Genomic DNA, 20,480 nt, shown 5'->3' on the forward strand with positions numbered 1-20,480 from the left:
GCTGGATTTATGAGCCGCGGGACCGTTCACAGGCATCCACGGTGCAGCAGGTAGGAACGCCGAACGCCCCGGCAGCGTCGAATTTCCTGCACCCGCCTTGGAGAGGGAACCCGAATGAAGCTGACCCAATTGAGTCCGACGCTGTGGCAAGTCACGTTTCTCGGCTTTTCCAACGCGTACCTGATGCGCGAGGACCATGACTTTACGTTGATCGACACGTCATTGAGCGGCAGCGCAGACAAACTGATCGCCGCGGCGCGGCAGTGCCAGGGCAGGATCGCTCGCATCCTGCTGACGCATGCGCACGGCGACCACGTCGGATCGCTCGACAAGCTCCGCGCCAGCCTGGGCGAGGTCAGCATCGCGATCAGCGAACGTGAGGCGCCGCTGCTTCACAAAGATCTGTCGCTGCGCGCGGACGAGCCGCAGCATCCGCTGAAAGGCTTCCTGTTCCCCGGTGCAAAGAGCCGGCCCACACACACGCTGACCGAAGGCGAGCTGTTTGGCTCGCTCCGCTGCATCTACACGCCCGGCCACACTCCGGGGCACATGAGCTTTCTGGACGAGCGCGACGGTACGCTGATCGCGGGCGATGCGCTGGTCGGCATCGGCGGCACGCTGAACGTTGCCACCCACGCGCCGTGGTGGTTCCCGTTGCCAAAGCTCTTCACGTGGGACAAGCCTCTCGCCAACGCATCGGCCAAAAAGCTAGTGCAGTACGATCCGAAAATGATCTGCACCGGGCACGGTCCGGCAATTCCAAACGGCGCGGCGGCGCTGCAGGCAGCCCTCGCGCGCGAGCGCCTGGTCTGACCGCTTCACCAGCTCTGCCTTGCGAGGTTTACCATGTGCCTACCTCACCCCCTGCTCCACAGGATTCGCCATGCACAGCGCCCTTCCCTCCCTCACGCCCCTGCGTCGCATCGCAGCAGCATGCGCGCTTCTACTCGCAGCGCTGCCAGCAGCCGCCCAGGTGGTGCCCGTCTCCAGTACGCCTGTCGTGGGCTCCTCCAACCCGGCAACGGCAGAGCCGCCCGTGTCACGCCCGACCACGGCGCCCTGCACGGTCACGCTGTACGACAACCTGGAGTTCCGCGACTATAGCGCGAAGCCGCTGACCTACACGCCGCCATCGGCGTGCCGAGGCAACTGGGCCAAGGTGGTGTTAACCGTCGATTTCACCGTCACCGCCGGACGTCAGTTCGATCGCACCGCATCGCTCTACCTGGGCAACGCCAACATCTACTACGGCACCACGGCGGAGCCACGCAGCACGCTCAGCCCTTCGTGGCATGTGGAGCGCGATGTGACGGACCTTTCGGCCATCTTCAAGACCGAGCAGACCGGCCAGGCAATCGTTTACAACATCGTCAATGGCACCTACACGGGCGTCATCTACGGCACGGCCAAGCTGCTCTTCTACCCCGCGAACTTCCGCAACCCGCCCGCGGTGGTCCCCGCGGCAGTTATTCCCGTCAGCGGGGTGAACAGCCCTTACGAGCTTGACACCACGGCAAGCCAGCTCACGACGTCGGTCACAGCTCCACGCAACACCGTCAAGGCCTACCTGGACGTGATCGCGCAAAGCCAATCCAGCGATGAGTTCTGGTATTTGTGCGTTCCCGCCGACGCTGCCGGCAAGCTGCAAAGCTGCCCGGGCACGGCCTTCCGCGAAACTGAGATCACGATTGACGGCAGGCCTGCTGGCGTTGCACCGGTATACCCGTGGATCTATACAGGCGGCATCGACCCATACCTGTGGCAGCCGATTACGGGTGTGCAGACGCTTAACTTCAAGCCCTACCGCGTGGACTTGACACCGTTTGCCGGTGTCTTGAGCGATGGTCAGCCGCACACCGTCGGCGTCAGCGTGTACAACGCCAGCAGCTACTTCCTGGCCACGGCGAACCTGCTGCTGTACACCGATCCATTTCGCCGGTCGACCGGAGGCGGCCTGCTGGAAGACACGCTGGGCGCCGCGCCAACACCGCAGGTCACAGAGAACCTGACGACCGATGCATCCGGCAACACCGTTGGCACGGTCGCCGTCGACTCCAGGCGCAACTTCGTGGTGAAGGGCTACGTGAACACAGCGCTCGGCCGCGTGGAAACCACGGTGGAACAGGCCGTCAACTTCAACAGCACGCAGACGTTCAACGTGGGCACGAACGACATCCAGAATGCCGTGCAGACCAGCACTGTGGACAGCAAGACCACCAGCCAGTTCGGCTTCGTGCGCGAGCAAACGACCCGGCACACAGCGTTCCCGCTCACGTTGAACTATTCCTATGTGGTGAACCCGGACCAGACCTCGGCTCAGACCGTGACTTCCGACCAGAAGGACATCGAGGCAGAGACAAAGGCACTGAACGGCTTCACGCTGTACTCCAGCGGCAGCGCCGAGCAGGTACACAGCACAGACACGCTGAACCTTTCCGCCGCGGGTGCGGTCACCTCAGTCGGCCCAACCTCCAGCACCGGCAGCTACCAGAGCGAAGACTCGCTCGGCAACTGCTACAGCCGCCAGATCACCTCAAAGGATCGCGTGCTGACCGCTGTTACTGACGGCGTGGGCTGCGCGAGGCGTTAGTCGCTGACACGCCGCTAACACACATAAGAAGAGGGGACCCGCGGGTCCCCCTCTTCTTATGTGTTGGCGGTGCACGTGCGACGCGACGCGAATACCGAACCCTAGCTGCGCCAGTGCAGTTCCACGGGCACTTGCAGCGGGTGTTCGCCCTGCCCCGTCAGGCGCCGCTGCTTGAGCGCGAAGTACCACTTCGCCGGCTTGTCCGCGTCATCGATCAGCATCATCGCCGGACGGAACCGCAGACCCTCAGCCTGCTGGATCATCGTCTCCTGGTCCTGCCGCACAAACTTCGCGCCAAAGAACTTTGCGATCTGCGGCACCAGCGGCACGTTGTAGAACACATTCCAACAGGCGACCACGTCGATGCGGCACGACGACGGCGTGACCGGTGTGACCGTGGTCAGCGAGGCGAACCACTTGCCACGCTCGCCCTCGCCGGCACGGATGACCTCATAGCGCCGGTTCGGCAACACAAAATCAATAGTTGTCTCAATCTTCTCGCCATACACACCCAGCAGCTTGTACGGCGCGGAGTTCGCCGAGGGCGCGTGCGAGCTCATGCGAAATCCATCGGACAGCGGCTCAAACCGCTTCGTCTTTTCGTGGATGCTCGCCGCGCTGCGCCACCACCACGCCCGATGCACAAACGGCCCGTGCGCCGGGTCCATCAAGCCGATGATGCCGTGGTCCACGTTGCACGGCAGGTCGGCGCTGAGGTGCGCGGTGCGGAACCGCTCGGAAAACTTTGGCACCTCTGGAACCGGCGGCAGCTCTGTTTGCGTGGTAATGCGGCCCATGCCCGGCTCCGGCACATAGACCCAGGCGAAGCCGTCCCCTTCGCGGCACGGATACGCGCCGGCATAGATCTTCGTCGGCTGCAGCGTGTCCAACTGCGTCAGCGACGGAATCTCCGTGCACTGCCCGCTGCACGGCTCAAACTTCCACCCGTGGTAGCGGCATTGCACCGTGTCACCGTCAAACCAGCCGGCAGAAAGCGGAATGCCGCGATGCGGGCACAGGTCGCGCATGGCAAACAGCGAGCCGTCGCGCTTGCGGCCCACCACCAGCGGCACGCCGAGCAGCAGCGTCGTTGTCATCTTGCCCGGCTTTAACGTGTCCACGCGCACTGCCGGGTACCACTCGCCGAAGATCAATTCGGTGGCGGGCTGATTCCCTGCTTCCGGCTTGTCATTGCGCAGGCGCATCGTTAGGAGTTGACGCGCTTAGTTCGACGCATCAAACTGAATAGGTGCTACCCCACTGGTGACACAGCAGGGTAGCGGTTAGCGGAACTGCTCGCCGGAACTAAAAATTCCAGTGAAGCAGAACTCGAACGATCAGATAGAATACGAGTTCGCCAGGAACTTCTATCTGATGCTCACGCCATTTCACCCGTATGGGTTTCATGGTGCACCAGCTTTCTACAGGATCACTCCGGGGCTGCTACCCCGGAGTGTTTCGCTTTTCAGGGCGAAACTGTTCCCCATGGTGTAGCCCTGAGCGGTCAGCTCCGTAGAAGGCTCTTCCAGTATGCACGCGCGATGCGTGACTGTGCAGGTCCCTCTTCGCCGCACTATCGTGAACACATGCACGGCATGCCGCAGCGGCCACGCAAGACGCTCCACATTCTCGGCTGGCTCTGGTTTGCGTTTTATTGCAGCTTTGCGCTGATCAGTCCGCCGCTGCTGGACGATGCCGACTCCGTCCACGCCGAGGTCGCCCGCGAGATGATCGTGCGGCACGACTGGATCACCCTCCACGCGAACGGCATCCGCTACCTGGAAAAAGCACCGCTGCTGTACTGGAGCATGGCCGCGAGCATGCGCCTGATGGGTGTGCACACCGAAACCGCGCGCCTGCCGTTGGCGCTCTACACGCTCGCCCTGCTGCTGCTCGTGGAGCGTTTCACGCGCGAGGCCTTCCGCTCCGCGCGCGCCGGCCTCTACGCGGCCATGATCTTGCTGTCGAGCTTCGGCCTGTTTATCTTCACCCGCATCCTGATTCCGGACGCGATGGTGTGCCTGTGGTACGTGCTGGCGCTGTGGGCATTCTGGCGCATGGAGGCGTACGCGTTCGACCAGTGCGTGCCGTGGCGATCCGCAGCGATCTTTGGCGCGGCGTGTGCGCTCAATGTGTTGACCAAGGGCCTGATCGGCCTCGTCTTTCCAGTCGGCACCATCACCATCTACCTCGCTCTGACGCGCGGCCGCGGCGTGTGGCGCAGAGCCGCGCAGTTGCGTCCGCTGCTCACGCTCACGGTGCTGCTTGCCATCGCCGCGCCGTGGCACATCGCCATCGCGCACGCAAATCCCAGCCAGGGCCAGCCGCACGGCATGCAGCACGCGGGACGTCTGTTTCCCTTCTTCTGGCGTGGCTGGAGTGTACCCGAGCCCACCTGGGGCCATGTGCACGGCTGGACATGGTTTTACTTCGTGAACGAGCACGTGCTGCGTTACCTGGACCTGCGTGTACCGCGCGACTACGACACCGTGCCGCTCGCACTCTTCTGGGGCCTGCTGCTGGTGTGGCTGATGCCGTGGAGCGCGTTTCTGCCACAGGCGCTGGCTGCGGTGCCGTTGAGGAAGTTGCTCTTCCGCGCGCGGCTCGGCGCGCAGGACCGCACCATGCTGCTGCTCGGTATCGCCGCTCTGCTGCCCTTGGTGTTCTTCTCGTTTTCCACCCGGCAGGAGTACTACGTTCTGCCGGCCCTGCCGTTCCTTGCCATGCTGCTGGGCCGCTGGCTTGAGCGTGAAACTGTCGAAGCCGACGCGGGCACCGCACCCGCGCCGCTGCATCGCGCGGCCATGCGGTCGACCGTGGCGCTGCTTATCTTCGGCGCGCTTGCAGCACTCGTATGCGCCTACTTTCTGCTGCACACCACCGCACCCGTGGGCCCGGTGGACCTTGCGTCGCTGCTCAAGCAGAACCCCGGTGACTACGCGCTTTCCTTCGGCCACTTCCTCGACCTGAACGCGCGCGCCATGGCGTTGTTTCGCCTGCCACTTGCCATTGCCGGCGTTGCCCTGTTCGGCGGAGCGCTGGCCGCGTGGTGGGCGCGTCGCGACTGGAACCCACACGCAGCAAACATGCTCTTGCTCAGCGCCGCACTGGCATTTCTGCTGGCGGCACACGTCGGACTCACTACTTTCTCGCCCGTGCTGACCAGCTTCCAGCTTTCGCAGGCGATCTCGCGGCAGATCCAGCCCGGCGAAATCATCATCGTCAACGATGAATACGAAGCCGGCTCGTCGCTCGGCTTCTATCTGCGCCGCGCCGACATCCACATCCTGCATGGCCACTCGGCCAACCTTTGGTACGGCAGCTTCTTCACCGACGCGCCGCCCATCTGGGAAGACGACCTGACCCTGCGCGCGCGCTGGCTGACCACACAGCGTATTTATCTGTGGACCGCGCCGGACAAGCTGCCGTACCTGCCGGTCAAGCCGTATCTCGTCGCGGAAAGCGGCGGCAAGATGATCGTCAGCAATCAGCCGAACCGCTGACACTTCCACACATTGCCCGCAAGACATTGACTACCCGTAGCATAGGTGACTGTTGCCGCAAATCATGGGTGTTCCGCCCTCTCCGGCAATGCCGGCGGAACGTACAATCGCCTCCATGAGTCTTCCCGCGCTCTCGTTGACGCGCCGCTCCTTTCTCCGCAACACCGCACTCACTGCCGCCGCGTTGCAACTGCCGCGCCCACTGTTTGCAGCGGCTCCAGAAACAATGGTGCATACGCCGCTGGGCAATCTGCGCGGCACGGTCGAGAACAACATCCGCGTCTTTCGCGGTGTGCCCTTTGCGGAGCCGCCCGTGGGTGAGCGGCGCTTCCGGGCGCCCGTCCCCAAGCAGGGGTGGACCGGTGTACACGACGCCACACAGTTCGCAGCCGAGGCGTGGCAAACCATGACGCCCGCCATCAATAAGAGCGAAGACTGCCTTTACCTGAACGTGTGGACGCCGCAGCGCGTCGACAAACCGCTGCCCGTGTTTGTGTACATCCATGGCGGCGGCTTCACGGGCGGCCGGTCGTTTGATCCGCTGACCAACGGTGAGGTCTTCGCCCGCGACGGCATCGTCCTGGTCACGGTCGCATACCGCCTGGGTGTTTTCGGATTCCTGGACGTGAGCCCGCTGCTCGGGCCCACGTATGCGTCGTCCGCCAACAACGGCGTACGCGACCTGATCGCGGCGTTGAAGTGGGTGCAGCGCAATATCAGCGCGTTTGGCGGTGATGCGGCGCAGGTGACGATTGGTGGGCAGTCCGCGGGCGCCAAACTCTCTGACATCCTGCTCGGCGTGCCCGCGGCACGACCACTGTTTCACCAGGTCATTTCAGAAAGCGGCGGCGCCGAACGCGTGCAGACCTCGGCCAACGCCGAGCTGGTGGCGCAGGGCTTTGCGAAAACCTGGCAGGAAGCCGGCGGCGGCAGCAATCCCGCTTCCGTGAAGACCGCCAATCCGGCAAAACTGATCGCGGCACAGCAGCAGTTCATCGACGATTGGCCGCAGCACTTCCCGCTGCGTTGCGAAATCGACGGCACCCTGATGCCCACAAAGCCGATCGAAGAAATCCGCAACGGATCCAGCAAAGGCAAACGTCTGCTGCTGGGCACCAACCGCGACGAGAGCGCCAGCTTCGTCGGCCCGCACCCCAGCAAGGACGCGATTGCAGCCGACCTGGGCAACGTGCCGGTCGACACCTTCGCGGCCATCTATGCGAAGTACGAAAAGCTCTACCCGGACTGGACCAAGGAGCAGCGGCGGATCCGCTCGCTGACCGCGGAGGAATACTGGGTGCCAAGCATGCGCGTCGCCGAAGCGCACGCGCTGAACGGTGGCGAGACGTACGTCTACCGCACCGACTTCACCGAAACCAGTGGCCGCCTGAAAGGCGACGCATACCACGGCATCGAAATGCCGGCGGTGTGGGGCACATGGCGCAAAGACGTGGACAACGCGTCCGCCGAACAGGTCCTGGCGAAGGAACTGCACACCGCCTGGGTTCACTTCATCAGGGGCGATGCGCCGTTTGCCGAGGGCCTGCCCAACTGGCCCATGTGGACCGCCGCCAATCGCGAAACCATGCTGCTGAGCGACAACAGCAAAGTGGAGATCAAGCCGCAGGAAGCCGAATTGCAGTTGTGGAGCGGTGTGCTCTAGCTACACGCGTTCCATTACGCCCCGGCGCAGGCGGAAGCGTTCGCCACGCCACACGATCTCGTCGCTGGCGTACACCCATGCCCAAAGCAGCAGGCTGAAGCAATCGCGCACTGGCAGCAGCAGGATGTCACGCAGCACCTGGCCGTCGCGTAAGAGGCCTACGCCGCCGGAGAGCGCAACCAGCGTACGCAGAAACAGAACCATGGAAAGCAGCGTGATGCTGGGCAGTGAAGCTGCCGTTGCGATCACGTGCGCAAGCGCCCACGGAACCGCATGCAGCGTGACCGTGCTGAAGTACTGTGCGGGGCGGGCGTCGCGCACCGTGCGGCCCCAGCGCAACTGGTGCTCCGCGAAACCACGGAAGCTGTAGCGCGGCACCGTGGTGGCGACCACCTCACGCATGAGCGCGACGGTGCGACCGCTCCGGTACACGCGCGCGCCCAGTTCGTAGTCGTCGGCCACGTGATTGCGCAGCACGGCAAAGCCGCCAATCGCCTCCAGCGTTTCGCGGCGCAGCGCCAGCGTGCCGCCCAGGCCGAAGCGCACGCCACGCTCCAGCAGGCGGGCGGAAAGGATGCCGGGCAAAAACTCTGTGCTGATGCCGAGCGCCTCCAGCTTGGACCACACAGTGCCGCGCTCCGCCACCTGTGCGAAATACGTAGCGGTAACCAGGCCGACGTTGGGCTGCGCAAGATGCGCAGCGATGTGCTGAAGGTAGTTCGGCCCAACGCGGATGTCGGCATCGTTGATGACCAGCACTTCGCCCAGCGCGTGCGGAACCATCTGTTCCAGCGTGCTTACTTTGCCGCTCAGGCCCAGCCGTTCCGGACACTGAATCACACGCACGCTGGAGCCCGGAAACTCCCGCATGAGTTGCGCCGCCATCTCCTCCAGCGGCTCGCCCGTTTCGCTGGCACCCAGCAACAGTTCATAGCGACCGGCATACTGCTGCTGGCAATGGCTCGCGAACGCGCGATACAAGCCCGGGTCGCTGCCCTTCACCGGCTTCAGAATCGAAACGGTCGGCGGCGGCGTGGTGAGCGGCGGGTCCATGGCACGCGAGAACCTGCGCATGGCGACAAGCGCCAACACAAGGTAAACGATGCCGCTGTAGGTCAGCACCGCCGTGATGAGCGGAATGGGGAACACTACTTCAGGATAGCCGCTGTCTTATCCGGGCAGGCCTTGCATCATGGCACCCTCCGGGCAGTGTCATCCTGAGTGAGAATCCGCCAGGTTCAGAGCTACGCGATTTCATACCCCTTGCGCTGATGCCGCGCGATCAGGCTGCCTGCGATGTCGTCGCCCTTCACCGTCTCGGTCTTCGGGTCCCAGTGAATGTGATGGTCGGTTTTCATCGCCATCCAGTGCAGGAGGCACGTGGTGCAGGCGCGGTGTCCGATCTCCGCTGTTGCAATGTTTGTCTTGCGGCTCTTCACGCAGTCGAGCCAGTTGCCATGGTGGTCGTCCGCTGTATATGCGTGCCACTCGTTCGGCCCGATCACCGAATCGACCACCTTGGGGTTCGAGGCGCGCAGCGGCACAATTGGTACCGGCTTCTCGGCGCCACCCGAGTTTGCCGTAGCGGCTGGGGTGTTCGCACCCGTAGGCGTGGCCGCGGCAGTGGGCGTGGTCATGCCGTCGCGGCATACAAAAATCCAGCCGTCGTCTCCGATCCACTTGATGCCGTTCTCAAACGCGCCGGAAATCGTCATCTTGACGCCGTTTTCGTACAAGCCATAGGTTTTGAAGGGACCGTGTACGTCCCACAGACCGGACTTCGGAAACTCGGCTTGCCCCCACACTTCAATCGGCCCGGTCAGCTCAGTGTTCATGCCCCAGTGCGCGGTGTCCACATGGTGCGCGCCCCAGCCGGTGATCATGCCGGCGCCAAACTGCTCCATACGCAGCCAGCCGGGGCGGTCAAAGCCCTGCACCGGCATCACGCGGTCCAGCGTGTATGGCACCTCAGGGGTGGAGCCCAGCCAAGCGTCATAGTTGAACTCCGCGGGCACGGGCATGGGCTGCGGATTGCCTCCGGCCGGGTCGCCCGGCAAGCCGATCTCCACTTCGCGCACGGTGCCGATGCGGCCGTTGCGCACCAACTCCACCGCCCGCGCAAACTGTTTCCACGACCGCTGCTGCGATCCAATTTGCACGATCTGGGCAGACGCGGCCGCATGGTTGGCCATGACGCGGCCTTCCGCGATCGTCAGCGAGGCCGGCTTCTGCAGGTACACATCCTTTTTCGCCTTGATCGCGGCCACGCAAAGCCGCGCGTGCTGATGGTCTGGCGTGGAGATCAGGACAGCGTCGATGTCCTTCTGCGCCAGCAGTTCGCGGTAATCCGCGTAGCCACGCGTACCCGTGTAGGGCTGCCCGAGTTTTTTGGTGTAGGTGTCGTCCACCAGCTTCTGCGCGGCTTGCACCCGGTGCGCGCTCAGGTCGCAGACCGCGACGATGCGGTTGTCGCGGCCAGCGACGTTGGTGTATTGCCACACACCCGGCATGTCGTGCCCGCGCGAAATGCGGCCCACGCCAATGGCGCCAATATTAATGCGATTCGACGGTGCCGTAGCACCGAACACGCTGGCCGGAACGATGGTCGGGAAGCCAACCGCGGCGGCCGTGGCGGCGGCGGTCTTCAGGAAGCTGCGGCGGTTGGTCATACTCGTCTCCGTTAAGCTCGGTTGCTGGCACGGGCGGAAAACAGGTCCTTCGCTTCGCTCAGGATGACAACGCGGAAGGACTACGCCCGATGCTTACCGCTATGCGGCGGTGCGGGCGCGATGCCGGGCTTGTCCTCCCAGTCCAGGTGCGCGCGCGTTGCGTTCCTCTGTGCCGTGATCACCAGTTCCGCCGCAAGCAGGCACTGTGCCTGGTCCTGCGCGATGTGCGTGCGGTTCACAATGTCCGACACAAACTGCGGCCCGAACGGCAGCGTCACGTTGTTGCAATCGATGTAGCGCGCCTGCTTCTGGTCGACGATGAACAGATTGTTGCCCTGCTTGGAAACCGCGACATTGGTGTACTTGCGCACCTCAATGTAGCCGTCGGTGCCCAGCACAAACAGCCGGCCGTCGCCCCATGTGCCCAGGCCATACGGCGTGAACCAGTCCAGCCGCACGTAGCCAAAACCGTTGTTGCCGCGCAGCATCATGTCGCCGAAATCCTGGAAAGCCGGAAACTTCGGATGCCGCACGTTGGCAAGCTGCGAAGCAACGACTTCAGCCTTTGTGGACCCGGTGTAGTACAGGAACTGGTCGACCTGGTGCGACCCAATGTCGGTCAGGATGCCGCCATACTGCTCGGGATTCCAGAACCACGCCGGGCGCCCGCCCATGCCCGAACCCATGTCGCCACCCGGTTTCTGATTGACCTGGTGCGGCGCGATGTTGATGGTCTGGATCACCTTGCCGATGGCGCCCTGCTGAATCAGCTCGCCGGCTTTCACTGCGGCCTTCACCTCCAGCCGCTCGGAGTACATGATCGCGTAGATCTTGTGCGTGGCGGCGATCGTCTGGCGCACCTCCGCCAGCTGCTCCAGCGTGGTAATGCCCGGCTTGTCGGACAGGTAATCCTTGCCTGCCTTCATCGCGCGCACACCAATCCCGGCGCGCTCGTTCGCAACCTGCGAACTCAGAATGAGCTGGATGGAAGGGTCGTTGATGACCTCGTCACGCGTCCCCACGAACTTGACGTCGGGGTAGCGCTTTTTCATGTTCTCGACCAGGTCGGGTTCCATGCCCCACGCGATCGTGAACTTGCCGCCACCGCGCTTGATCGCCTCGATCATGCCGTAAATGTGGTTGTGGCTGATGCCGCACACGCCGAAGTTGATGGAGTGCGTCGGCGCGGTCTCCGCTTGCGGCGCAATCACCTCATGCGTGACAGGACCGGCATGCGAGTCCACCGCTCCGGGCGCCATTGCGGCGTGGGCAAAGCCGGGCATGGCCGTCGCCATACCCGCAGCGGACAGCGCCTGCAGAAAATTGCGCCGAGGCAGCGAAGAGTTCGACATCAGGGGCGGGTCTCCAAGGCAATCGGGATTAGGTTCGGCTGCCGAACTTTGGCAGTGCGCCGGCCGGCAGCAAACGGTGCAACCGCACTTTACTCGCCAGAAAGTGCAACTGGCAAGCCAGTCTTCGGAATCGGCTTCAGTCCTATTCGCGTGCCAGCAGAACTCTTCCATGCACGAGGGGATTGGCGGCCTATAAAGTTTTGTAGTACGAATTATCTCTGTTTCGCGGCAGACGCCCGTCCGGCGCCCCTGTATCTCTGCCCGCACGTTCGCCGGAGGATCCGCTTTTTTGACGCAAACAGAACAAAACCGCCGCTGTGCCGTGGTGCTGGGCGGCACATCCGGTTTGGGCGAGGCGATCGCGCTCGGTCTTGCGCGTACGGGATTGAATGTGGTGGCTGCCTCCCGCAGCGAAGACGGCGTGCGAAAAACCGCGGACGCCATCGAGTCCGCGGGCGTCCGCACCCTGCGTGCCACGGCCGACGTTGCCGACCGCGCCTCGCTGCAAAGGCTTCGCGAGCAGGTACAGGCGGCGTTCGGCAGAATCGACATTCTGGTCAACGCCGCGGGCATGACCAAACGCGAGCCCACCCTCGATGTTTCCGAAGAAACCTGGAACCGCATTCTTGACGTGAACCTGACCGGCACTCTGCGCGGCTGTCAGGTGTTCGGCGAATCCATGCTCGAGAACCCTGAGCGCAACGGCATTCGCGGGCGCATCATCAACATTGCCTCGCTCTCCACCTTTGTCGCCTTTACCGAGGTCACGGCCTACTGCTGCAGCAAGGCCGCCGTCGGCGCGCTGACCCGATCACTGGCCGTGGAGTGGTCACCGCACGGCGTCCTCGTAAATGCCATCGCGCCCGGCGTTTTCCCGACCGCGCTGAACAGCAAAATCATTGACAGCCCGCGCGGCCAGGAGCTGCAATTGCGCACACCCATGGCCCGCTTTGGCCGGGCCGAAGAACTGGTCAGCACCGCCGTGTACCTGGCAAGCGAGGACACAACTTACACCACCGGGCAGATCATCACCGTGGACGGCGGCATGCTCAGCAGCGGGGTCAACCAGTGATGCAGAGCAAACGCTCACAGCCAGCCGGCAAGCGCCGCTTCGATCTTCATGCCGAGGACCCGGCTTCCAGTGAGCTCGCGCGCGACATCAACCGCGACATCGTCCTGGAACTGCTGCGCCGCCGGCAACCTATCGCCCGCGTGGATCTGGCCCGGCTCAGCGGCCTGCAGCGATCCACCGTTTCACTCATCGTGGAGCAATTGCTGCGGGAGCGCTGGATCGTGGAAGGCGCCACCGTCCGCACCGCGCGCGGCCGCCGTCCCACCATGCTCTCGCTTAACGCCGATCTGGTCATGCTGGTTGCGGACGTACGCCCCAGCCACGCCGTGTGCGCCGTGGTCGACCTGAACGGCCACTTCCTCGCGCGCCAGAGCGTGCCCGTCGCCAGCGACGCGGAGATCGGCGTGCAGCGCATCGCCGAAACCCTGGGGCGCATGCGTGATGAGTTCGCCCGCAAAAGCTTCGAAGGCGTCGGCATCAGCATGCCCGGCCGCGTGCATCCCGAGTCGCAGCAACTGCTCTGGGCACCCAACCTGCGCTGGCACGACTACGACATCCGCGCCGTGCTGGCGGACCGCCTCGGCCTGAAGGTCGAAATGGACAATGCCGCGAACGCCTGCATGTTGAGCGAGCTCTGGTTCGGCCGCATGGAAAAATACCGCAACGCCGTTCTGGTCACCATCAGCGAAGGCGTGGGCGCAGCCGTGCTGGCCAACGGACAATTGCTGCTCGGCAAGGACGGTATGGCCGGCGAGTTCGGTCACATCCTGATCGATCCCAACGGTCCGCAGTGCAACTGCGGCGAGCGTGGCTGCTGGGAGATGTTTGCCAGCACCCGCGCGGTGCTGCGCCGCTACAACGAACGCGCCCCCGAGCAGCCGGCGATCACCTTCACCCACCTGATGAGCTTTGCCGATCAGGGCGACCCACGTGCGCTCGCAGCTCTGGAGGAGCAGGCCCAGTGGATCGCCCGCGGCCTGCGCATGATCACCGCCGCGCTCAGCCCCGAAACCATCCTGTTCGCCGGCGACATCACCGCGTGCTGGGAGCGCAGCGGACCTGTGGTCCAGCGCGAGCTGGCCGCCCGCATGCTGATGGGCACGCCGCCCGCGCTTATCCCCATCGGCGACGGCGAGATGGCGCGCCTTCGGGGTGCCGCGGCCCTGGTGCTGCAGCGCCACTCTAACTACCACCGCTCCACCACGACCGCGCAGCGGGCCGGCTCGCGCGATATGGTTGCGCAGGCTTAGAGGAGCGGTACGGATGCTGCGCCACTGCCTGCTCCCACTGCTGCTGCTTGCCGCTGCCATACCAGGTCAAGCCCACGCGGAAACCGGCGCCCAAGCCTGGTTACGGTACGCTCCTCCACCGGACCCACCGCGCTATCGCGATATGCCGCACGAGATCGTGCGCCTGGGCCACGCGCCCGAGGAGCGCGCCGCTGCCGAGGAACTCGAAACCGGCCTGGGCCGCATGATCGCCGGTGCGCCGGAGACGTTGCCCGCCTTTCACCGCGACATCGACGCGATCGTGCTGGGCACCGCGGACGAGCTGCGCCGCTCGGAATCGCTGCAACGCCACCTGCACGGCTACCAACCCGCGCAGCTCGCGCCTGACGCCTTCCGCATCACCCACGTCCGCAACCGCGCGCGGCAGTGCTGGGTCATCCAGGGTGGTTCGCCGCGAGGCGTGCTCTACGGTGCTTTCCGTCTACTCGAATGGATCGCGCAGGACCGCCAGCTTCCCACGGATACCACCGAGACACCAGCGTCCACCATTCGCTGGGTCGACGAGTGGGACAACCTGGACGGCACCGTGGAGCGCGGCTATGCGGGCCCGTCCATCTTTTTTGACCGTGGTCACGTGCGCCCCGATCTTTCCCGCGTACGCGACTACGCACGCCTGCTCAGCAGCGTGGGCATCAACGGCATTACGGTCAATAACGTGAATAGCGACCTGCGCACCCTGCGGCCGGAGATGCTGGATGAGTTTGCACGCATTGCCGACACCCTGCGCCCGTGGGGCGTGCGCATGGCGCTCAGCGTGGATCTGTCCTCGCCGCAGGTCGTCGGCGGCCTTTCCACGTTCGACCCGCTCGACCCCCGCGTGATCGCCTGGTGGCAAGCCAAGGTGGACGAGATCTACAAGCTCATCCCCGATTTCGCCGGCTTCACCGTAAAGGCCGACTCCGAGGGCCGCCCCGGCCCGCACGGGTACGGCCGCTCTCCGCTCGACGCCGCCAACGCACTCGCGAAACCCTTGCAGGCCCACGGCGGGGTAGTCCTCTACCGCGGCTTCGTGTACAACAACCACCTTGACTTCCACGACCTAAAAGCCGACCGCGCCCGCGCCGGATACGACAACTTCCGCGCCTACGACGGCAAATTCCTGCCCAACGTCATCATTCAAATCAAGCACGGCCCCATCGACTTTCAGGTGCGCGAACCGGTGTCGCCGCTCATTGCCGCGCTGCGCCACACGCCACAGGCTATGGAACTGCAGATCACGCAGGAGTACCTTGGCCAGCAGCGCCACATGGTCTACATCGCGCCCATGTGGAAGTGGGTGCTCGACACGGATATGCGCGTCGACAACCGGCCCTCGCCCGTGCGCGAGATCGTCACCGGCAGGACCTTCCACCAGCCACAGGGCGGCATGGTCGGCGTCGCCAACGTCGGCATGGACACGAACTGGCTGCACCATCCCATGGCGCTTGCGAACCTGTACAGCTTCGGACGCCTCGCATGGAATCCAACGCTCACACCCGAGGTCATCCTCGACGAATGGGCGCGCATGACCTGGTCGAACGACGGCCGCGTCTACGAGCCCATCGAGCAGATGAACCTGGCAAGCTGGCATGCTTATGAGCAGTACACCGGCCCGCTCGGCGCAGGCACGCTGACCGACATCCTCGGTACGCACTTCGGCCCCGGCCCGGAAAGCGCCGACAACAACGGCTGGGGCCAGTGGATTCGCGCCGCGCCTGGCCCTACCGGCGGCATCGGCATGGACCGCACCGTCGCCACCGGCACCGGCTACATTGGCCAGTACCCGCCCGAGCTGGCGTCGAAATACGAGTCGCTCGCGACCTGCCCTGACGACCTCCTGCTCTTCATGCACCACGTGCCGTGGACTTACCACCTGCGCGGCGACGACCCGGACGACAAAACTGCAAACGGCAGCGAAACTGCAAACGGCAGCAAAAGTGCAAACGGCAGCAAAACCGTCATCCAGCACATCTATGACGCGCACTACGCCGGTGCCGCCACCACGCAAAGCTTCGTCGACCAGTGGGAGAGCGTGAAGGGTCTGGTCGATGACGAGCGCTACGAGCAGGTACACGCCCTGCTCGTCTTCCAAACGCACCACGCCGAGGTCTGGCGCGACGCCATCAACGACTGGTTCGCCCGCGAGAGCGGCATCCCCGACGCCCTCGGCTTCGTCGGCCACCACGCCGACCGCGAAGAGGCCGAAGCTCTCCCCGGCACCGGCTTCCACACCGTCGACGTCTCCTCATGGGAGACCGCCAGCGGTGGCAAGGCCGCAGTCTGCAACACCGCACCCTGCGAGCTGCACACCACCTTCCACGGCGCCGCCAATCCCTACCGCATCGAGGTCGGCTACTTCGACCGCCACCCCGGCACCGCTCAGTATCGTCTCCTGGTCAACGGCACCGAAGTCGCAACCTGGGCCGCCAGCGACACCCTGCCACCCGACCGCCCCGACCCACGCCTGAACGGCCACACCGCTACCCGCTTCGTCGCCAACGGCATCCGCCTCAAACCCGGCGACATCGTCGACCTCCAGGCCACACCCGACGACAAAGACACACCCGCCGTCGACTTCCTGGAAATCACCCGCGACCCGCGATGGAATTAACCTCCTGCGTATCATGAGTTGCATGGCGACCATACACATCTCCGAAGCCGAGGCACTGAACGATTTCTCGGGTTTAATGGCCCGTGTCCGTGCCGGCGATGAAGTCGTAATCGACGCCATTGCTGCTCCCTCCGTCACCATGCGCTCTGCCCACGCGCCGATTGTGCGCCCGCTCTCCGAGGTTTTGAGACGCGTCCGCGAGCGCGGTTCTTCCGTGACGCTGGACGGCGACTTTGGAAAGGACATGGAGCCAATCATTGCGGCAGGACGCGAACCATTTGCCCCAGATTGGGACTGAACTGTGGGCCTGATTCTCGACTCCAGCGTGGTCATCGCTGCAGAGCGCAACCGTTACACGTTAGAGCAGCTCATTATTTCGGTCGCCTTGTTTGCCAATGAGGAGGATGTTGCCTTGTCCTCGGTAGGTCTTACAGAGTTGGTGCACGGCATCCACCGCGCCGATACTCCACAACGGCGTTTCACACGCCAGGCATTCATCTCAGAACTGCTGCAGGATTTGACGGTTTACCCCTACACTCGCGAAGCAGCACTGCTGGCAGGCCGTATCTGGGCCGAGCAGCAACAGGCTGGCGTAAGCGTTCCCTATTCCGACCTGCTTATCGGCGCGACAGCACTCTCCATCGGCTATTCCGTGCTCACTGCAAATCTCCGTCACTTCCGGCTCATTCCCGGTCTTCGCGTCATCCCATTTCAAACATCCTGAACACGCCCTCAAATCCATGAAAATCACCGCCGCACGCCTCATCATCTGCTCGCCTGACCGCAACTTTGTCACGCTCAAAATCGAAACTGACGAAGGCATTTACGGCTTGGGTGACGCCACACTGAACGGCCGCGAGCTCGCCGTCGCCGCGTACCTTCAAGAGCACGTGATCCCGTGCCTTATCGGTCGCGACCCCTTCCAAATCGAGGACATCTGGCAGTACCTGTACCGAGGTGCGTACTGGCGGCGCGGCCCGGTCACTATGTCCGCCATCGCCGCCGTGGACGTCGCCCTGTGGGACATCAAGGGCAAGGCGCTGAACACACCGGTCTACAACCTGCTGGGTGGCAAGAGCCGCGAAGGCGTCCTCGTCTACACCCACGCCAACGGCGCAAACATCGAAGAAGCCGTCGCCTCCGTCCAGCACCACATCGCGGAGGGCTACCTCGCCGTCCGCGCCCAGAGCGGCGTGCCCGGCGTCGCCAGCAGCTACGGCGTGCCCAAGGGCGGCAAGCCCTACGAGCCCGCCGAGCGTAGCTCCGATGGCAAGCCCGGTCTGCCCGGCGAAAGCCTTTGGTCGACCGAACGCTACCTGAACTTCGCGCCCAAGCTCTTCGAGGCCGTGCGCAAGGCCGTCGGCGAAGACGTCCACCTGCTGCACGACGTGCACCACCGCCTCACGCCCATCGAAGCCGCACGCCTCGGCAAATCACTCGAGCCTTATCACCTCTTCTGGATGGAAGACCCCACCCCCGCCGAAAATCAGGAAGCCTTCCGCCTTATCCGCGAGCACACCGTCACGCCCATTGCCACCGGCGAGGTTTTCAACTCGTTCTGGGACGCGCACGACCTGATCCGCAACCAGTGGATCGACTACATCCGCATGACGATCGTGCACGGCGGGGGCATCACCGCACTCAAGAAAGCAGCGGATTTCGCCGCCGTTTACCAGGTGCGCACCGGCTTTCACGGCGCCACCGATCTGTCGCCCATCACCATGGCAGCCGCGCTGCACTTCGGCCTTGCGATCCACAATTTCGGCATCCAGGAGCACATGCACCACACCCCGCTGACAGATCAGGTCTTCCCGCACGGCTACAAATTCGAGGCGGGCTACATGCACCCGGGCGATGCGCCCGGTCTCGGCGTTGACCTCGACGAAATCCTCGCAGCCAAACACCCCTACCAGCGCGCCTATCTGCCCATCGCGCGCAAGCTCGACGGCACGCTCACCGATTGGTAGCAGAGGAGCCGCGAGCCTAATGTCGCGCGTAGTGCTTGGGCCATTGAGAATTCGCCCTCGCTGCGTCCGCACCGAACCAGCGTGCCCATGCCCGGTGCTACAGTTTCGCTATGCCCGGCCCGGCCATTCCGCGCGTTGCGACCCGCCAGATGACCATGTGGCGCGCCCGCATGGGCCTGATCTTCGCGGCAGTCGGTATCGTGTGGCTGGTAACGGCGCTGGCCTGCACCGGGCACCTGACCCCACGCACGCTTACGCTGTGCAGCATGCTGGGTGCAAGCGCGCTGATCCTGTGCCTGGCTTTGCTGCGCCGGGCATCGCGCCTGCCCGCGCAAGCTATCTCGCCCGAACAGAACGCCCGCATTCGCCGCATCGTGGTCGCCGTCAACATTCTGGAATGGGTCGCCGTCGCCACCGCCTTTGCCGTGCTGATGCTAGTGCATCTGCCGGAGTACATTCCAACCGCCGCGGGTATCATCATCGGCTTGTACCTGTACCCCATCGCCGGCGCGCTGCGCGCACCTCTGCACACGGTTACAGCAACGCTGCTCGTCACCTGGAATGCACTCGCCTTGGGGCTGGTCTCGCGTTGGCGCCAGGTCAGCATCGGCGCGGCGGGCACGGGGACAATTCTGCTGGCCAGCGCGGCGGTCACGCTCGGCTGGGCTATGTGGCGCACACGCCAGACGGACGATCTAATTGCCGTCGTCACGCAGGCAGATACCGCCATTTCCTGAGCAGATTCGGTGTTGTCTCACCCCGCCCTGCTGCAGCGTTGTGGGTCTCCAGACCACTCCAGAAGCAGAGAAGTGAGCGATGACGTTAGCCCTCTTCGCGTATACGTTACGCCTTGCTGATTGTTACGGCAGCTTCTGAATCTGTGTGTTCGCCGGCAACTTCAACTGGAACTGGTCGTCTTCCAACGTTTGGTTCGTACTCAGCTTTTTGATCGTCAGCTTCATCCGCAGCTGATCAAGCGGCCGCTGAATCGTGATCTCGGACGGAAAGAGCACATCCCCGAATTTCTGGTAAGCCTCATAGCTGGCGATGGTGACCTTCTGGCCCTTTTCATCGTAAATGTCCTGCTGATAAGGCATCAGGGTGGCGCGGCTGATATGGATGACGCGCCGGGACTTTAGCTCCCGCGAACCGCTCACCTGGTGGTAGATGCCCAAGTCGTACTCCGGCACGTCGAACACGGCTTTCTGCGTCGGGTCGGGCTGATAGATGCGCTCGTCAGACGTCTCCGAGACCAGATCCTCCCCCTCGGCGCCACGAATCAGCAACGAATCGAAAAACACAGCGGGCCGAAGATTTTCGAGCGGGTTTGCCGAAGGCGTAAAAACGGCATTCGTTCCCGTGATCGCCCGGTTCCGCGGCGGAATATGCATCGTAAACGTCGTTCCATCGGTGACCATGTCCACGGCCTGCACGTGACCCACCGGCGTAAACAGCAGCACGCGCAGATCGCCCGGCTTGCGCAGCAGCAGGTAACCAGGAAACGCGCTGTAGTCGACGACCTTGCCCTCTTTACCGCCGCCCGTGGACACGGCAATATCGATCGACGCGTTCATCGTCTGAATCTGGCTATACCGCTGATCCGTCTGCTTCAGCAGGTCGGTGAGCGTAGCATCCAGGATCGTGCTGGGCGCATGCGTCTGCATCACGGCGCGGGTGCTGCGAAAGCAGCCCGCAAGCGGCAGCAACAGGGCGGAACACAGCACCGCTCCCGATCGAATTCGAGACAGATAGGGCAAAGTTCAAGTATATCGTCGCGAAGTCCGC

16 protein-coding genes are annotated in these 20,480 nt (G+C 63.8%); 11 read left to right on the forward strand and 5 right to left on the reverse strand.

Annotated elements, in window-relative coordinates; translation table 11 throughout:
• The first annotated feature begins 114 nt into the window (after positions 1-114).
• Both ACOFKT_RS14630 and ACOFKT_RS14635 read left to right on the forward strand, forming a co-directional pair.
• A complete protein-coding gene (locus ACOFKT_RS14630; protein ID WP_419804720.1) occupies positions 115-813 on the forward strand; it encodes an MBL fold metallo-hydrolase in 699 nt (232 codons plus the stop codon).
• A gap of 70 nt (positions 814-883) precedes the next feature.
• Positions 884-2,590, forward strand: a complete 1,707-nt coding sequence (locus tag ACOFKT_RS14635; protein WP_419804721.1) for a peptide-N4-asparagine amidase — start codon at positions 884-886, stop codon at positions 2,588-2,590.
• Between the two features lie 101 nt (positions 2,591-2,691).
• Here the strand turns inward: ACOFKT_RS14635 and ACOFKT_RS14640 are convergent, their stop codons facing one another.
• A complete protein-coding gene (locus ACOFKT_RS14640; protein WP_419804722.1) occupies positions 2,692-3,795 on the reverse strand; it encodes a Rieske 2Fe-2S domain-containing protein in 1,104 nt (367 codons plus the stop codon).
• A 381-nt stretch (positions 3,796-4,176) separates the two neighbouring features.
• On the opposite strand from ACOFKT_RS14640, the gene ACOFKT_RS14645 reads away from it, so the two are divergent.
• A complete protein-coding gene (locus ACOFKT_RS14645) occupies positions 4,177-6,093 on the forward strand; it encodes an ArnT family glycosyltransferase (RefSeq protein ID WP_419804723.1) in 1,917 nt (638 codons plus the stop codon).
• A 115-nt stretch (positions 6,094-6,208) separates the two neighbouring features.
• On the forward strand, positions 6,209-7,756 hold the full coding sequence (locus ACOFKT_RS14650) for a carboxylesterase/lipase family protein (protein ID WP_419804724.1): 1,548 nt from the start codon (positions 6,209-6,211) through the stop codon (positions 7,754-7,756).
• On the opposite strand, the gene hpnI is transcribed toward ACOFKT_RS14650, so the two are convergent.
• The 3 genes from hpnI to ACOFKT_RS14665 all read right to left on the reverse strand — a co-directional run bounded on the left by hpnI (position 7,757) and on the right by ACOFKT_RS14665 (position 11,777).
• Positions 7,757-8,905: a bacteriohopanetetrol glucosamine biosynthesis glycosyltransferase HpnI gene (hpnI, locus tag ACOFKT_RS14655; protein WP_419804725.1), complete on the reverse strand. Its 1,149-nt coding sequence runs from the start codon at positions 8,903-8,905 to the stop codon at positions 7,757-7,759.
• 95 nt (positions 8,906-9,000) lie between these two features.
• Complete coding sequence (locus ACOFKT_RS14660) at positions 9,001-10,425, reverse strand: Gfo/Idh/MocA family protein (RefSeq protein ID WP_419804726.1); 1,425 nt, start codon at positions 10,423-10,425, stop codon at positions 9,001-9,003.
• An 80-nt stretch (positions 10,426-10,505) separates the two neighbouring features.
• The gene (locus ACOFKT_RS14665) at positions 10,506-11,777 is read right to left on the reverse strand and encodes a Gfo/Idh/MocA family protein (protein WP_419804727.1); all 1,272 of its coding nucleotides are present in this window, start codon (positions 11,775-11,777) and stop codon (positions 10,506-10,508) included.
• 289 nt (positions 11,778-12,066) lie between these two features.
• Between ACOFKT_RS14665 and ACOFKT_RS14670 the strand changes: the two genes are divergently transcribed.
• From ACOFKT_RS14670 to ACOFKT_RS14700, 7 genes are all read left to right on the forward strand, one after another.
• Entirely contained in the window at positions 12,067-12,849 is a 783-nt protein-coding gene (locus ACOFKT_RS14670) for an SDR family NAD(P)-dependent oxidoreductase (RefSeq protein WP_419804728.1), read from the forward strand.
• A complete protein-coding gene (locus tag ACOFKT_RS14675) occupies positions 12,849-14,099 on the forward strand; it encodes an ROK family protein (RefSeq protein ID WP_419804729.1) in 1,251 nt (416 codons plus the stop codon). Before ACOFKT_RS14670 ends, ACOFKT_RS14675 begins: the two co-directional genes overlap by 1 nt.
• Positions 14,100-14,112: 13 nt before the next feature.
• Positions 14,113-16,728 carry an alpha-glucuronidase family glycosyl hydrolase gene (locus tag ACOFKT_RS14680; RefSeq protein WP_419804730.1) on the forward strand — a complete coding sequence of 872 codons (2,616 nt, stop codon included), beginning with the start codon at positions 14,113-14,115 and terminating at the stop codon, positions 16,726-16,728.
• A 22-nt stretch (positions 16,729-16,750) separates the two neighbouring features.
• Complete coding sequence (locus tag ACOFKT_RS14685; protein WP_419804731.1) at positions 16,751-17,026, forward strand: hypothetical protein; 276 nt, start codon at positions 16,751-16,753, stop codon at positions 17,024-17,026.
• Positions 17,027-17,029: 3 nt separating this feature from the next.
• Positions 17,030-17,452, forward strand: a complete 423-nt coding sequence (locus tag ACOFKT_RS14690; RefSeq protein ID WP_419804732.1) for a PIN domain-containing protein — start codon at positions 17,030-17,032, stop codon at positions 17,450-17,452.
• Between the two features lie 16 nt (positions 17,453-17,468).
• Positions 17,469-18,695: a D-mannonate dehydratase ManD gene (manD, locus tag ACOFKT_RS14695; RefSeq protein WP_419804733.1), complete on the forward strand. Its 1,227-nt coding sequence runs from the start codon at positions 17,469-17,471 to the stop codon at positions 18,693-18,695.
• Between the two features lie 110 nt (positions 18,696-18,805).
• Entirely contained in the window at positions 18,806-19,432 is a 627-nt protein-coding gene (locus ACOFKT_RS14700; protein ID WP_419804734.1) for a hypothetical protein, read from the forward strand.
• Positions 19,433-19,555: 123 nt separating this feature from the next.
• Here the strand turns inward: ACOFKT_RS14700 and ACOFKT_RS14705 are convergent, their stop codons facing one another.
• Complete coding sequence (locus ACOFKT_RS14705) at positions 19,556-20,452, reverse strand: DUF4292 domain-containing protein (protein WP_419804735.1); 897 nt, start codon at positions 20,450-20,452, stop codon at positions 19,556-19,558.
• Positions 20,453-20,480 lie beyond the last annotated feature (28 nt).

The sequence above is a fragment of the Terriglobus sp. genome, from assembly GCF_965201105.1.
Lineage (GTDB): Bacteria > Acidobacteriota > Terriglobia > Terriglobales > Acidobacteriaceae > Terriglobus.

What these genes read in the sequence shown, in the direction of transcription:
- ACOFKT_RS14630 (WP_419804720.1), top strand. Translation starts at nt 115, where the DNA reads ATGAAGCTGACCCAATTGAGTCCGACGCTGTGGCAAGTCACGTTTCTC.
- ACOFKT_RS14635 (WP_419804721.1), top strand. Translation starts at nt 884, where the DNA reads ATGCACAGCGCCCTTCCCTCCCTCACGCCCCTGCGTCGCATCGCAGCA.
- ACOFKT_RS14640 (WP_419804722.1), bottom strand. Translation starts at nt 3,795, where the DNA reads ATGCGCCTGCGCAATGACAAGCCGGAAGCAGGGAATCAGCCCGCCACC.
- ACOFKT_RS14645 (WP_419804723.1), top strand. Translation starts at nt 4,177, where the DNA reads ATGCACGGCATGCCGCAGCGGCCACGCAAGACGCTCCACATTCTCGGC.
- ACOFKT_RS14650 (WP_419804724.1), top strand. Translation starts at nt 6,209, where the DNA reads ATGAGTCTTCCCGCGCTCTCGTTGACGCGCCGCTCCTTTCTCCGCAAC.
- ACOFKT_RS14660 (WP_419804726.1), bottom strand. Translation starts at nt 10,425, where the DNA reads ATGACCAACCGCCGCAGCTTCCTGAAGACCGCCGCCGCCACGGCCGCC.
- ACOFKT_RS14665 (WP_419804727.1), bottom strand. Translation starts at nt 11,777, where the DNA reads ATGTCGAACTCTTCGCTGCCTCGGCGCAATTTTCTGCAGGCGCTGTCC.
- ACOFKT_RS14675 (WP_419804729.1), top strand. Translation starts at nt 12,849, where the DNA reads ATGCAGAGCAAACGCTCACAGCCAGCCGGCAAGCGCCGCTTCGATCTT.
- ACOFKT_RS14680 (WP_419804730.1), top strand. Translation starts at nt 14,113, where the DNA reads ATGCTGCGCCACTGCCTGCTCCCACTGCTGCTGCTTGCCGCTGCCATA.
- ACOFKT_RS14685 (WP_419804731.1), top strand. Translation starts at nt 16,751, where the DNA reads ATGGCGACCATACACATCTCCGAAGCCGAGGCACTGAACGATTTCTCG.
- manD (WP_419804733.1), top strand. Translation starts at nt 17,469, where the DNA reads ATGAAAATCACCGCCGCACGCCTCATCATCTGCTCGCCTGACCGCAAC.
- ACOFKT_RS14700 (WP_419804734.1), top strand. Translation starts at nt 18,806, where the DNA reads ATGCCCGGCCCGGCCATTCCGCGCGTTGCGACCCGCCAGATGACCATG.